Consider the following 13,887-nt stretch of genomic DNA (forward strand, 5'->3'; position numbering starts at 1 on the left):
ATCAAAAAGTCCTTCACACCTTTTTCCACAAAAAAGAAAGGAGAAAATAATATGAATGAATGGTTAGAAAAAACATTAAAAGAACTGAACCTTGTCGATACAATGGATCAACCTATCGGCTTTACTAGATTGGGATATTCAGTGGAAGAGCTAGAATCAATAAAAGCATTTAAGAAAGTCGCAAATGAACTAGACTTAATGGTTCATAGTGACCAGGCGGGAAATACGTTTGCTCGTTGGGAGGGGGCGACCGATTTTCCCGTTGTCATGACAGGTTCACATCTCGATACGGTCGAATCAGGTGGGGGTTATGATGGAGTGGCAGGGGTCCTCTGTGCCCTGGGAGCAATTAAAAGGTTAAAAGAAAAAGGGTTTCAACCGAAACACCCGATTGAAGTGGTATGCTTTGCTTCAGAAGAATCTGCTCGTTTCGGTGTTTCAACAATAGGAAGTAAAAGCGTTGCAGGAATCTTAGATAAGTCGGTAGAAAACGTACAGGACCGTCATGGTGTAACGATTAAAGAAGCGATCGAATCGACGGGGCTTAACTGGAGTAACATTGAGGAAGCAGAACGTCCTAAAAATGAAATTAAATCCTTCGTCGAACTCCATATTGAACAGGGGACACAAATTGAAGATCACCGGGCTCATTTTGGGATCGTAAGAGGGGTTGCATGTCCTATCAGGCTAAAAGTAAAAGCTACTGGTATGGCGGGGCATACCGGAACAACACCAATGGGAAAACGCAAGGATGCTTTAGTAGCTCTTGCCCCACTTATCACCTACGTCTCTCAAGAAGCAGAAAGATTATCAGCAATTTCCTCGAAACCACTAGTAGCAACGGTCAGCACAATGGAAGTGAAGCCGAACGGCATGAACGTCATCCCTGGATATATCGAGCTAGGCATTGATATCCGCTCAGTAGACGACAGCCTAAAACGTCAAATGGCCGACAAAATCATTCAGAAATGTACCATCTTAGAGACAAAGTTTAATGTTACAATAAACATAGAAACCCTTGTGGATAATCCTTCGATACTTCTAGATGAAAAGCTTACTGCTTCTGTAAAGGCAGCAGGAGAGCAACTAGGCTATATTAGCTATGAAATGGATAGCGGTGCAGGGCATGATGTCATGAATATGGCTGCCAAGTGGCCATCTGCTTTGATCTTTATTCCGTGTGAAGAAGGGATCAGTCATCATCCCAAGGAGCATAGCACGATATCGGATTTACAAACCGGGGTGGATATTCTAACTGCCGTTTTGCAGCAAGAAGCAGGTGAGTAATGATTGAATGTGAAAATTGGTGTAGTGGGACCTGACGATTCGATACAACGAATCAATCATGTAGCTACCCACTTTAAAAATATTGAACTTCTTAACTTTCCATACAAACAAGTGAGTGAAATTGAGGGAATTATAAAAAACAATCGTCACAACATAGACCAATGGTTTTTCTCAGGTCAGTCCCCATTTTACTATGCACTTGAACATGAAATGATTTCAGAAAAGGAAGGGAGCTTTCCGCCCCTTCATGGCTCAAGCTTTTTTGGCGCATTATTAGAGGCGCAGATGAAAGAGAATACGATTTTGAAAACCATTAGTCTTGATACGATTTCTAGGGAAGAAATTGAAAATGCTGTTCAGTTTCATGCTTTTGAACAACTCTCAATATCAAGCTACCCTTATGAGGGGTATCGGAATGCCGATGAGTTGGTTGATTTTCATCGTTCTTTATATGAAAAGGGAGAAGTTGAAGTGGCGATCACGTGTATCCAGACGGTTCAGTCAAGGCTTCTCGATCTAGGAATTCCTTGCTATCGTGTCGTTCCGACGAATCTTTCCATTCGTATGATTTTACAATTCTTATTAGAAAGAGCCCATTCACGGAAATACCGAAAATCACAAATCGCGATTGTTGGAATTGAAGTCATTTATTCAACTCATAAGGATGAATCACTTTTTTCCTTTAAAATGAAACATCAAGAATTAGATCTTAAACGATACTTGCTTGATATTGCTCAGCAAATGAACGGCTCCATGGTTCAATTAGGAGATGGCTTGTTTTTCGTTTATACCACTAGAGGTGAACTAGACCTACATGAGAAGGTTTTTTCTACCCTCATTCAAGAAGTAAAAGCACATACTAATCTCGACATTCGTGTTGGGCTCGGGTTTGGCGTGACAGTGCTTGAAGCAGAGCATCATGTTCGCCTCGCTTTCCAGCACGCGAGAAAGCATGATTCCTCGATTGTTGTAAGTGTAAGTGAAGACAAGAAAATTACAGAGACCCTTAATTCCAATGAGAGCATTACATTTTCACTTCAGGATTGGGGACAAGACTGGGAAGAAAAGTTCAAAGAAGCTTCCATCAGTACAAAGATGGTATCAAAGATCATGTCTCTTTCCCGACATTATGATAAAGAATCGATTACCTCTCAGGATCTTTCTCGCTGGTTAAATGGAACTGAACGAAATGGACGCAGGATCCTTAATGAAATGGAACGCCTCGGTGTGGTCAGAATTTGTGGAGAAGAACAAAGCGGCGGGAGAGGCCGTCCGAGGAAATTATATCGTTTTGAGGCGGCTTTCCAATAAGGTTCCATTGCCCATATTGAGCTGTCTTGGGGATTACTTCTATACATGAAATGTGGTTTCTGACACTTTGGTTTCGGAACAGCCTTAACTCAAAAAGGATTGACAAACCATCAATACATGTTACGATTACATCGAATACAAAAATTATATATGACGATCCACTAGGGGTGCCTTACCTTAAAGGCTGAGATTAAAGTGCGACTTTAAGACCCTTAGAACCTGATCTGGTTGAAGCCAGCGTAGGGAAGTGGTAATTGGATGCTAGGTAGAACGTTTAATCTACTAATCTCACGACCACTTTCTGTATGCGCTACGCATAATAGGAAGTGGTTTTTTTGTTCGAATTTATAGGGTTCAGCAGAACAAAAAACGTGGGTCGTCTGAGAATAGGAGAGATTGGTTATGTCATTTTCACAATACTTAAGGAAAGAAGCAGATGCGATTTGGGAAGCAAGCTTTAACCACCCGTTTGTTAAAGGAATTGGTGACGGTACATTGTCACTTGAAAACTTCCGCTATTACGTGCTTCAGGATGCCTACTACTTAACTCATTTTTCCAGAGTGCAAGCGTTAGGTGCTGCGAAAGCAACGGACCTAGCGACTACGGCAAGTATGGCTGCACATGCTCAAGGAACAAATGAGGCTGAGCTATCCCTGCATGAGAATTTTTCAAAGAGACTCGGGATCACGGATGAAGAGCGACAAAATTTTAAACCAGCTCCAACAGCCTATGCCTATACATCACATATGTACCGTGCCGCTCAGTTCGGCCACTTAGGAGACATCATTGCGGCGATTCTCCCTTGTTATTGGCTTTATTACGAAATTGGAGAAAGATTACAAGAGTGCAGCCCTGAAGAATCCATCTACAAGGATTGGATTGCTGCATACGGCGGAGAATGGTTTAGGGAACTTGTTGAGGAACAAATACAGCGTCTTGACGACATTGCTGAGACTGTCACAGAGTCAGACAGACAACGGATGAAGGAGCTTTTTATCACAAGCAGCATTTATGAGTTACAGTTCTGGGAAATGGCTCATACCTTGGAAGAATGGCCGTTTGGGAATGAAGTCTTTCAAACTGTTACGGCAGAAGTCGGTGAAAAAGCATGAATAGAGGATTGAAGCTCACAGATATATTAGTCACCATCGTGATTTCGATAGGCTTTGGAATTGTCTACAAGCTATGGGGGCCGCTCTATTATTTTGTCAAACCATTCGGACTACACATCGACCAGCTGATTTATGGAATGTGGTTTATCGCAGCGACCGTTGCCTTTCTCATCATTCGAAAGCCGGGAGTGGCACTATTAGCAGAAATCGCAGCTTCCTCTGGTGAATTCATAATGGGTTCTGAGTGGGGACTTGAAGTTCTCTTATTCGGAGTTGTCCAAGGTCTATTTGCTGAATTAGTATTTATGGCGTTCCGTTATAAACGATCTGGGATCCTAGTGGTGAGTATGGCTGCGGCTGGATCTGCAGTCGGTTCGATTATGATGGACTATTATAAAGGATATATTGAAGATTTAGCCCTGTGGAATTTAAGTCTATTCCTGGGATTTAGAATTATTGGTTCCATCATTATTGCAGGAATTGGCGCTTATTACTTAGTCAAAGCATTAGAAAAAACCGGTGTCACTAGTCTCGTTCGCCCAACAGAACAAGAGGATTATGACGCATTGAACCAGTAAATAGGAGGGTGAAAGATGAAAGTAAATAATCTTCGCCTCAAATTTCCGGGTCATGAAAAGCTATTATTTAAGGATCTCAGTCTTTCTGTTGAAAAGCATGAAAAAGTATTATTGCTTGGACCGTCCGGCTGTGGTAAATCAACACTGCTCCAAGTTCTTTCAGGAGTCATTCCGAATTCGATCGAGGTTCCTATGAAAGCTAACGAAATCAAGCATCCTGACTCATGGGGCTATGTCTTCCAAGATCCGGATTCACAGTTCTGTATGCCATTTGTGGATGAGGAATTGGCGTTTGTTTTGGAAAACTTGCAAGTACCTCGAGAAAAAATGCCTGAGCGTATCAAGGAGCTACTTAATGAAGTTGGTCTGCAGTTTGATAATCTCCATACAAATATTAACCGGCTTTCAGGTGGGATGAAGCAGCGACTTGCGATTGCGTCGGTACTTGCCTTAAATCCTGACACCTTGTTTCTTGATGAACCGACCGCTTTATTAGATAGTAAAGGAACAAAAGACATATGGGAAACGGTGAAACGGATTGGTCAAGATAAGACATTAATCATCGTTGAACATAAGCTTGACCATGTCCTAGAACTAATAGACCGCATCATTCTATTTGATCTTGATGGAAATGTACTAGCAGATGGGGAAAAAGACAAAATTCTTAATCAGTACAAGGAAACCTTTCAAGAACAAGGAATCTGGTACCCGGGTGTTTGGGAGGATTATCTTCACGCTACCCCTCCTAAAACGATTGAAACGAGGGACGAAGCCATCCTTACACTTCAGGACTTTAAAGGGTTCCATCAAAAAGAGGCGAAAATTTCTATTCCCCAAGCTAGTGTCAACGCCGGGGAATGGCTCGCTATTGTGGGTGAAAATGGAGCAGGGAAATCGACTCTTCTTCATGGCTTAATGCAGTTTATCAAAACGAGCGGGTTGTACCTTCTATACAATAACTCTGTTAAGCCTAAACAAGTTCCAAAGGATCTCACCTTTGTTTTTCAAAATCCTGAATTTCAATTTGTAACCAATTCAGTTTTTGATGAAATCGCTTATAGTCTTCGGCTGGAAAAAGTCGATGAAGAGCAGGTAACCATAAAGGTTGATGAGCTTTTAGAGCGATTTGGTCTTAAAAACCATCGAGAGCATCATCCCTATCAGCTTTCAATGGGGCAAAAACGAAGATTGAGCGTCGCTGCATCGATTGTCAAAAATCAGCCGATCATGCTATTAGATGAGCCAACCTTTGGGCAGGATTCGCAAAACACCTTCGCTTTATTAGAAATGCTTCAAGGCTATCAGCAAAAAGGAGCAACGATTTTAATGGTTACCCATGATGAAAAGATCGTCGACCATTTCGCAACAAAGGTTTGGACAATAAAGGATGGAGTGCTTATTCAGGATGAGTTCGTTGAAGATCGGAGCGAGTCTTCACTTAGGAGTGTTGTGTTATGAATCTTGAGTTTAACTACCAGCAGACATGGCTGCACCAGATCAATCCAACCCTTAAGCTATTCATCATGATGGGCTTGTTTATTTTTGTTTTATTCGTTCATCAGTTAAATTGGCTTGTAAATTTAACTCTAGGGGCTTTTGTGCTGTTCTGGTTTTTTTCTGGACATTCAAAAAAGCATGTGGCCCTTATGCTGATCCCGTTTTTGGTTGTATTTCTTTCTACTGCCTCCTCGATGATCCTTTTTGGGAAAGGGGAGACAACCTGGTTCAAATGGGGCTTGATTCATATCACAGAAGAAAGCTTTTATAGGGGGATTCATCTCGGGTTCAGAGCGTTTATTTTTGCGACGCTGGGTTTGACATTTGCCTTAACAACGAGACCTGTTCAGCTATTTTACTCATTGATGCAGCAGGTTCGATTAAAACCGAAATATGCATATAGCTTTATGGCTGGACTTCGTTTAATCCCTATCATGATAGAAGAATTTTTTACGATAAAAAATGCCATGAAAGTGCGGGGAGTCGAGCAGCAAAGTGGAATCCGAGGCCTGTTTTTTAAGTTGAAATCCTACTCGATTCCACTTTTATCACAAAGCATTCGCAGAGCCCATCGGATTGCAGTGGCTATGGAAGCGAAACGATTTTCAAGCGTCAAAGAGCGTACGTATTTTTATCAAATAGGTTTTTCAAAATACGATAGCTATTTCGTTGTGTATGTCGTCCTGCTTATACTCCTTGCTTACTATGTATCATCTGTCCTACCGATTTTTCCAGTAGGAGATGTAAGGTATGAATAGGCAATTACATGTAATCTCAACCGGACAGCAATCGAAAGAAGAGTTTGGAAGGATTGCAAGTACCATTCATGAGTATGTTGATGGATTTCATCTACGCGAGAAGAAGTGGACAGCGAAAGAACTGGTGGCTGCAATTCAATCCTTATCAGAACAAGGAGTACCACTTGAGAAAATCATTGTAAACGATCGTGGTGACGTTGCACATAGTATGAAAACGGGTGGCGTTCAGCTTGCCCACCATAGTATGGATGCATCTTTAGTTAAGAAAGCTTTTCCGGCATTACAAATAGGTTGTTCCGTTCATTCACTAGCAGAAGCAATGGGGGCAGAAAAAAAGGGAGCTAACAGACTTCTCTACGGTCACATTTTTTCAACTGCCTCCAAACCAGGAGTTCCTCCGAGGGGATTGAGGGAACTGGGGGAAATCGTTCAGAACGTAACGATCCCGGTCTTTGCGATCGGAGGAATTACACCTGGGAATGTAGAAGAAGTACTGGCAACCGGTGTGGAAGGAATCGCCGTTTTGTCAGGAATTTTAAAGGCTAACGATCCTTTAGAAGCCGTATTGGAATATAGAAAAAAGATGAAGGGAGAGGGTTGAGAACCATGAACATCCATTATGATGCCATTATAGTCGGCGGGGGAGTCATAGGGAGCTCGATTGCTTTTCATCTGAGTAAACGCGGGAAAAAAGTGCTGATCGTTGAAAAAAATCAATTAGCTACTAAAGCATCCAGTGCAGCAGCAGGCATGCTTGGAGCGCAGACGGAACTGGAAAAAGACAGCCCGCTGTATCGGCTTGCTCGTAAAAGCCGGGCTATGTTTCCGAAACTCTCACAGGAGTTAAAGGAATTATCAGGGATTGATATCGAATTAGTTCAAAATGGAATGGTTAAAGTGGCGGAAACAGATGAAGAAATGTCCCTGCTTCAGTCCCTCGTTCCTCTCCAGCAAAAACTTGGAGAGGAAGCAGAGTGGATTCCTTCTGAAGAGTTACGCACTCAAGAACCGGCACTTTCCGAACACATCAAGGGGGCCATGTCCATTCCTAACGATGGCAATGTTTCGGCACCTTCGCTTTCAAAGGCTTTTGCCCATTCAGCGGTTGCGTTAGGGGCAGACATTCAGGAATATACAGAAGTCTATGATTTTATAAAAGAAGAAAATAAAGTCAAAGGTGTTCAAACGCTGGCTGGACGGCTTTATGCTGATGAAACGATTGTAGCTGGAGGTGCTTGGAGTGAGCAGTTGTTAAAACAAGCAGGAATCCAACTTAACACATATCCCGTTAAGGGTGAATGTTTTTCTGTAAAGGTAGAAATCAGCCCAATAATGAGAACGGTCTTTGCTAACGGCTGTTATATTGTACCTAAACTGGGAGGTCGTCTTGTTATTGGAGCTACGGAAAAAGCGAATACCTTTGATGAATCTGTTAGTCTAAAAGGTGTTTCAAGACTAATGGAGAGAGCAACGAAAATCATCCCGGAGCTTGAAAATGCTCAGTGGGAAAAAGCATGGGCAGGGATTCGCCCGCAAACAGAGGATGGATACCCTTACCTGGGAAGACATCCTGAATGGGAAGGAATGTCGATTGCCACTGGTCACTATCGAAATGGGATCCTGCTATCGCCGATTTCGGGATGGCAGATGGCTGAATTACTAGATGGAAAAGAACTTGATGATCACTTCCGGGTTGAGAGGAATTCGATAAGGGAGTTGAGAATATGAAACTACGAATCAATGGAGAGTTTGTAACGGTTCCGAATACGATTGCAACGATTACCGATTTAATCGAGCATTTTGAGATAAGCAATCGTGTCGTTATCGTCGAGCATAATGACACGATATTGGAAAAACAAGACCATTCAGGTTCGAAGGTATCAGATGGAGACATTATAGAATTAGTTCAATTTGTAGGAGGCGGTTGAGAGTGTTAACAATCGGAAAACACCAATTTCAGTCTAGATTATTATTAGGAACAGGAAAATATCCAAATTTTGATGTCCAAAAACAAGCCGTTGAAGTGTCAGATACGGAAATATTAACGTTTACCGTTCGTCGAATGAATATTTTTGAACCAAGTCAGCCTAATTTTCTTGAAAAATTAGATTTAGAAAAATATAGCCTTTTACCAAATACAGCAGGAGCGAAAACAGCCCAGGAAGCGGTTCGTCATGCAAAGCTTGCAAAAGCATCCGGGCTTTGCGACATGATTAAAGTAGAAGTCATTGGCTGTGACAAAACATTATTACCCGATCCAGTCGAGACATTGAAAGCAACAGAAGAGTTAATCAAAGAAGGATTTACTGTACTTCCATACACATCTGATGATGTTGTCCTTGCAAGGAGACTAGAAGAGCTTGGTGCACACGCGATTATGCCAGGTGCTTCCCCGATTGGATCAGGTCAAGGGATCATCAATCCATTAAACTTGAGCTTCATTATCGAACAAACAAGTGTCCCAGTTATCGTGGATGCTGGAATTGGTTCACCTGCAGATGCTGCACAAGCGATGGAGCTTGGAGCGGATGGCGTTCTTTTAAATACAGCCGTTTCGGCGGCTAATGATCCAGTGAAAATGGCTCAGGCTATGAAACTAGCCATTGAAGCAGGACGTCTAGGATATGAAGCAGGAAGAATTCCGAAGAAGCGTTCGGCGACGGCAAGCAGCCCAATGGAAGGCTTGAGTATTGGATGAGTGACCGCTATTCAAGACAAACCTTGTTCGCACCAATTGGTGAAAAAGGGCAGCAAAGAATTGCCGAGAAGCATGTCTTAATTATTGGAGCGGGGGCTCTTGGAACGGGAAATGCCGAAGCGCTTGTTCGTGCAGGCGTTGGAAAAGTAACCATTGTCGACCGAGATTATGTCGAATGGAGCAATCTGCAACGGCAGCAGCTATATAGCGAAGAGGATGCCAAGAATCGTATGCCGAAAGCGATCGCGGCAAAAGAGCGCCTTCAAAAGATTAATTCTGAGGTAGAAATCGGAGCCTATATTTTAGATGCGACTCCACTGGAGCTTGAGCGTTTTACAACTGGAGTTGATTTGATTCTCGATGCTACTGATAATTTTGATACGAGAATGATGATCAATGATATTTCTCAAAAATATGAGATTCCTTGGATCTATGGGGCTTGTGTTGGGAGCTATGGAATTAGTTATACCATCATTCCTGGAGAAACACCGTGCCTCCACTGTTTACTGGAAAGTGTACCATTGGGCGGTTTAACCTGCGATACAGCAGGTATCATAAGCCCAGCTGTCGGGATGGTCGTTGCTTATCAGACAGCAGAAGCGTTGAAGATCCTCGTGGAAGATTGGGGAGCGATAAGGAAGAAATTAATTTCTTTTGATCTTTGGACAAATCAGCAAACAGCGATTAATGTTTCTAAGATAAAAAAAGAAAGCTGTTCTTCATGTGGAGTGGAGGCGACCTATCCGTTTCTTTCTTTTGAAAATCAAACGAAAACGGCTGTACTTTGTGGGCGAGAATCCGTTCAAATTCGCCCTGCCCATGTTCAGAAGCGTGATTTGCAAATGATAGCTGAGACGCTTTCCGGGAAAGGGGGAAAGGTAGAACAAAATCCTTATCTCCTTTCCTTTACGATTGACGAGCAACGGCTAGTCATGTTTCAGGATGGTCGGGTGCTTGTCCATGGAACGAAAGATATAACAGAAGCCAAAACCCTTTATCATCGATATTTTGGCTAGAAGGAGGGAAGGATTATGACGACTTTTAAAGCATTAACGATTGCTGGATCGGATAGCGGCGGCGGAGCAGGGATTCAGGCCGATCTGAAAACCTTTCAAGAGCTTGGTGTTTACGGAATGTCTGCATTGACAGCTATTACGGCCCAAAATACGCTCGGCGTACAAGGTGTCTACCCGTTATCAGTAGAAGCCGTGAAAGAACAAATGAAATCAATTGCCGATGATTTATCGCCTCATGCATTAAAAACAGGGATGTTGTTTAATGCGGAGATCATTTCAGCTGTAGCGGATGCTGTAAGAATTTATTCCTGGGAAAAACTTATCGTAGATCCAGTCATGATTGCTAAAGGTGGAGTATCACTCTTACAACAGGAATCCGTACAAGCGCTAATCGAAAAATTAATCCCTCTTTCTTACGTAATCACGCCTAACATTCCAGAAGCGGAAGTGTTAACAGGAATGAAAATTGTTACGGATGAGGGTGTAAGGAAAGCAGCTATGAGCCTTCATAATATGGGGGCAAAGCATGTTGTTATCAAAGGCGGGCATGCGGCACACCCTGATGAAGCAGTTGATGTGCTTTTTGATGGAACTGATTTTTTCGAGTTTAGTAGTCCTAGATTCCAAACAGAGAATACACACGGAACAGGATGTACTTTTGCAGCGGCCATTACGTCTGAACTTGCAAAAGGGCAATCCCTCTACGACTCTGTAAAAACAGCAAAAGCGTTTATTACGGCAGCCATTAAGAATGAGTTAGGCATAGGGAGCGGACATGGTCCTACTAATCATTGGGCATATAAAAGAACAGGAGTTTCAGTGTAATGAAGTTGAAAGAACAACTAGAGCTTTATTTTGTGATGGGAAGCGTGAATTGTGATCGTGACCCTAGAGAGGTGTTAACAGAAGCCCTTGAAGGTGGAGTGACGATGTTTCAATTTCGAGAAAAGGGTGAGCCGTGTCTTGAGGGAGAAGCCAAGTTAGAGCTAGCCAAGGATCTTCAAAAAATTTGCCAGCAATTTAGTGTCCCTTTTATCGTGAATGATGATGTCGAGCTTGCACTGCTTTTGAACGCAGATGGAGTACATGTGGGGCAGGAAGATGATGATATTGAAGAGGTTAGAAGAAGAATAGGGACGAAACTCCTTGGAGTATCCGCTCATAATGTAGAAGAGGCGAAGAGAGCAATCGCATTGGGAGCGGATTATCTCGGTGTCGGCCCTATGTTTCTAACAACAACAAAAGCCGATATCCGTAAGGTCGAAGGGCCAAATGTCCTTAAGAAAATCCGAACAGCTGGAATCACCATCCCACTAGTCGGAATCGGTGGTATCAAACTAAACAATGCTTCAGAAGTCATTCAAGCAGGAGCAGACGGAATCGCCGTCATCTCCGCCATTTCCCGCGTGCCAGGTACCGCTCGGAAAATGTCGAATTTGCTTCGTGCCAGGCACGACCCGGAATTTGTCGAATAATTTTATGAAGAGACCCCGATCTGGGTCTTTTTTTGTTTAGATGTGCATAAATTTGGTTTTTCGTGCAATTTCATCCATAGTAACACTGTGAAATTCTTCCATAAGTGAATTTCGGAACCACAATGATTACTCATATTAATGAAGATTTAGTTCATTCCTCCTTAGTTTAGAGTAATCAAGTATTTAATCTTCATTTATCTGATTTATTCTCCTGTAAGTTTTTATCCTCTAACAAGGAAGCTAAGCTACGATATACAGTAAAAGAACTTCGAAGCTCTTAAAAAAACATCATTACAGTGATTATGCTAATGTATCCAAAAAATCTATTTTGTTCCTCCGATGAACCCTTCAATAATTATATATTATAAATTTTCTAAAAATAATTAAATTTTATAAAGGATTTTATCAATTCGTATCGAATTAGGTATTAACGGAAGTAATAAGGAATTATTCCTTAAAAGAAATGGATAAAGGAGTGACCTGATGACAAATCCAAATTTAGAGACAAATTCACCGCAAAACCAAAAAGGATTCCTTCGTTTTTTAGGTGGAATTGAAAAGGTAGGGAATAAGCTCCCTGATCCTTTTATGCTATTTGTGTACTTATCATTGTTTATTGTTTTATTTTCATGGTTTATTGCAAGTTTGGATGTGACGGTTGAGCACCCGAAAACAGGTGAAGTGCTTGCCATTAAAAGTCTTGTTTCTGGAGAGGGTCTTCAATATATTTTGACCTCGATGCTTGAAAACTTTACGGGCTTTAAACCTTTGGGGCTAGTGTTAGCCATGATGCTTGGGATTGGCTTAGCTGAAAAGGTAGGTTTACTAGAAACAGCTATTAAGAAAACCGTTCTAAATGCACCAAAAGGTTTGGTTACCTATGCTGTGATCATGGTAGGGATTATGGGGAACTTGGCTTCAGATGCAGCCTTTGTTATCATTCCACCCCTTGCGGCCATGGTGTTTTACACAGTAGGGCGCCATCCATTAGCTGGTCTTGCTGCTGGATTCTCCGGAGTAGGAGCTGGGTTTACAGCGAACTTTATTATTACAGGAACAGATGCCCTCTTAGCGGGAATCTCAACAGAAGCGGCTAAATCCTTTGAGGTGGTTGTTACTCCTGTTGATAATTGGTATTTTATGATGGTGTCCGTTGTGATTCTTACCATTGTTGGCGGATTAATCACAGAAAAAATTGTTGAACCTAGATTAGGAAAGTATGAAGGAAGAGTAGACAAAAAATTAGAGGAAGAAAGTCCTTTAGAAGGTAAAGGGTTAAAAAATGCTGTCCTCGCAGGAATGGCCTATTTGGCTGTTCTGTTCATTGCCATCTTCTGGCCGGATTCACCGTTACGGAATGAGGATGGGGGATTGATTCCTTCTCCGTTTTTATCTGGGGTTATCCCGATTATTCTTTTCTTTTTCGTAGTCATGGGAGTTGCCTACGGGGTGACAGTGAAAAAAATCAACTCTACACGTGACATTCCAAAATATATGGGAGAAGCGATGAGGGATATGTCTGGATACATTGTCTTGATCTTCGCTGCTGCCCAATTTATCGCCTATTTCGATTGGACGAACCTTGGAACATGGGTAGCTGTGAGTGGTGCGAACTTCTTAGAGTCTATTAATATGACGGGCTTAGCAGCAGTCGTCGGATTTGTATTACTGACAGCTCTATTAAACTTGTTAATCTTTAGTGGTTCTGCACAATGGGCATTGGAAGCGCCCATTTTTATCCCGATGTTTGCCACTCTTGGGTACAATCCTGCGTTTATTCAAGCAGCCTATCGGATCGCAGACTCATCTACAAATATTATCACACCAATGAACCCATATATCATTGTCATCTTGGCATTTATGAGAGAGTACGACAAAAAGGCAGGTCTTGGAACCTTAATCTCCCTCATGCTGCCTTATACAATTGCATTCCTGTCCGTTTGGATCGTACTATTGCTAGCATTTGCTTTACTAGGGATCCCGTTTGGACCTGGGGTTGGGGTTTACTTGTAAAAATGAGATTCTAATTTCTTAATAATCTAATCGGGTCGTGCCTCTCACGACCCGATTTTGTCGATCATCCTTTCTCACTTTAAACAACTGAGGGACGGTTCTCGAGTACGCTGCCGCGTTAAACCAGTCGAGAACCGTCCC

14 protein-coding genes and 1 riboswitch are annotated in these 13,887 nt (G+C 42.2%); all 14 genes read left to right on the forward strand.

What is annotated here, in order from left to right:
- Nucleotides 1-51 precede the first annotated feature (51 nt).
- The gene (locus JOC86_RS11050; protein ID WP_205172242.1) at nucleotides 52-1,287 is read left to right on the forward strand and encodes a M20 family metallo-hydrolase; all 1,236 of its coding nucleotides are present in this window, start codon (nucleotides 52-54) and stop codon (nucleotides 1,285-1,287) included.
- 9 nt (nucleotides 1,288-1,296) lie between these two features.
- Entirely contained in the window at nucleotides 1,297-2,598 is a 1,302-nt protein-coding gene (locus tag JOC86_RS11055; protein ID WP_338021755.1) for a hypothetical protein, read from the forward strand.
- Between the two features lie 153 nt (nucleotides 2,599-2,751).
- A riboswitch (TPP riboswitch) is annotated at nucleotides 2,752-2,861 on the forward strand.
- 139 nt (nucleotides 2,862-3,000) lie between these two features.
- Entirely contained in the window at nucleotides 3,001-3,711 is a 711-nt protein-coding gene (gene tenA, locus JOC86_RS11060; RefSeq protein ID WP_205172257.1) for a thiaminase II, read from the forward strand.
- Nucleotides 3,708-4,289: an ECF transporter S component gene (locus JOC86_RS11065; protein ID WP_205172260.1), complete on the forward strand. Its 582-nt coding sequence runs from the start codon at nucleotides 3,708-3,710 to the stop codon at nucleotides 4,287-4,289. The genes tenA and JOC86_RS11065 overlap by 4 nt, the downstream gene beginning before the upstream one ends.
- A 15-nt stretch (nucleotides 4,290-4,304) precedes the next feature.
- Nucleotides 4,305-5,747 (forward strand): ABC transporter ATP-binding protein, encoded by a 1,443-nt coding sequence (locus JOC86_RS11070; RefSeq protein WP_205172274.1) that lies wholly within the window; start codon nucleotides 4,305-4,307, stop codon nucleotides 5,745-5,747.
- Nucleotides 5,744-6,544, forward strand: a complete 801-nt coding sequence (locus tag JOC86_RS11075) for an energy-coupling factor transporter transmembrane component T family protein (RefSeq protein ID WP_205172276.1) — start codon at nucleotides 5,744-5,746, stop codon at nucleotides 6,542-6,544. Before JOC86_RS11070 ends, JOC86_RS11075 begins: the two co-directional genes overlap by 4 nt.
- Nucleotides 6,537-7,145 carry a thiazole tautomerase TenI gene (tenI, locus tag JOC86_RS11080; RefSeq protein ID WP_205172278.1) on the forward strand — a complete coding sequence of 203 codons (609 nt, stop codon included), beginning with the start codon at nucleotides 6,537-6,539 and terminating at the stop codon, nucleotides 7,143-7,145. The genes JOC86_RS11075 and tenI overlap by 8 nt, the downstream gene beginning before the upstream one ends.
- Nucleotides 7,146-7,150: 5 nt before the next feature.
- Nucleotides 7,151-8,272, forward strand: a complete 1,122-nt coding sequence (gene thiO / locus JOC86_RS11085; protein ID WP_205172280.1) for a glycine oxidase ThiO — start codon at nucleotides 7,151-7,153, stop codon at nucleotides 8,270-8,272.
- A complete protein-coding gene (thiS, locus tag JOC86_RS11090) occupies nucleotides 8,269-8,472 on the forward strand; it encodes a sulfur carrier protein ThiS (protein ID WP_205172282.1) in 204 nt (67 codons plus the stop codon). The genes thiO and thiS overlap by 4 nt, the downstream gene beginning before the upstream one ends.
- A 2-nt stretch (nucleotides 8,473-8,474) precedes the next feature.
- Complete coding sequence (locus JOC86_RS11095; protein ID WP_472925688.1) at nucleotides 8,475-9,242, forward strand: thiazole synthase; 768 nt, start codon at nucleotides 8,475-8,477, stop codon at nucleotides 9,240-9,242.
- Complete coding sequence (locus JOC86_RS11100; RefSeq protein ID WP_205172288.1) at nucleotides 9,239-10,258, forward strand: thiazole biosynthesis adenylyltransferase ThiF; 1,020 nt, start codon at nucleotides 9,239-9,241, stop codon at nucleotides 10,256-10,258. Before JOC86_RS11095 ends, JOC86_RS11100 begins: the two co-directional genes overlap by 4 nt.
- A gap of 15 nt (nucleotides 10,259-10,273) precedes the next feature.
- On the forward strand, nucleotides 10,274-11,083 hold the full coding sequence (gene thiD, locus JOC86_RS11105; protein WP_205172291.1) for a bifunctional hydroxymethylpyrimidine kinase/phosphomethylpyrimidine kinase: 810 nt from the start codon (nucleotides 10,274-10,276) through the stop codon (nucleotides 11,081-11,083).
- Complete coding sequence (thiE, locus tag JOC86_RS11110; RefSeq protein WP_205172294.1) at nucleotides 11,083-11,733, forward strand: thiamine phosphate synthase; 651 nt, start codon at nucleotides 11,083-11,085, stop codon at nucleotides 11,731-11,733. Before thiD ends, thiE begins: the two co-directional genes overlap by 1 nt.
- Before the next feature lie 483 nt (nucleotides 11,734-12,216).
- Entirely contained in the window at nucleotides 12,217-13,746 is a 1,530-nt protein-coding gene (locus tag JOC86_RS11115; protein ID WP_205172297.1) for an AbgT family transporter, read from the forward strand.
- The last annotated feature ends 141 nt before the right edge of the window (nucleotides 13,747-13,887 follow it).

Source organism: Rossellomorea pakistanensis (assembly GCF_016908495.1).
GTDB classification, from domain to species: Bacteria; Bacillota; Bacilli; order Bacillales; family Bacillaceae_B; genus Rossellomorea; species Rossellomorea pakistanensis.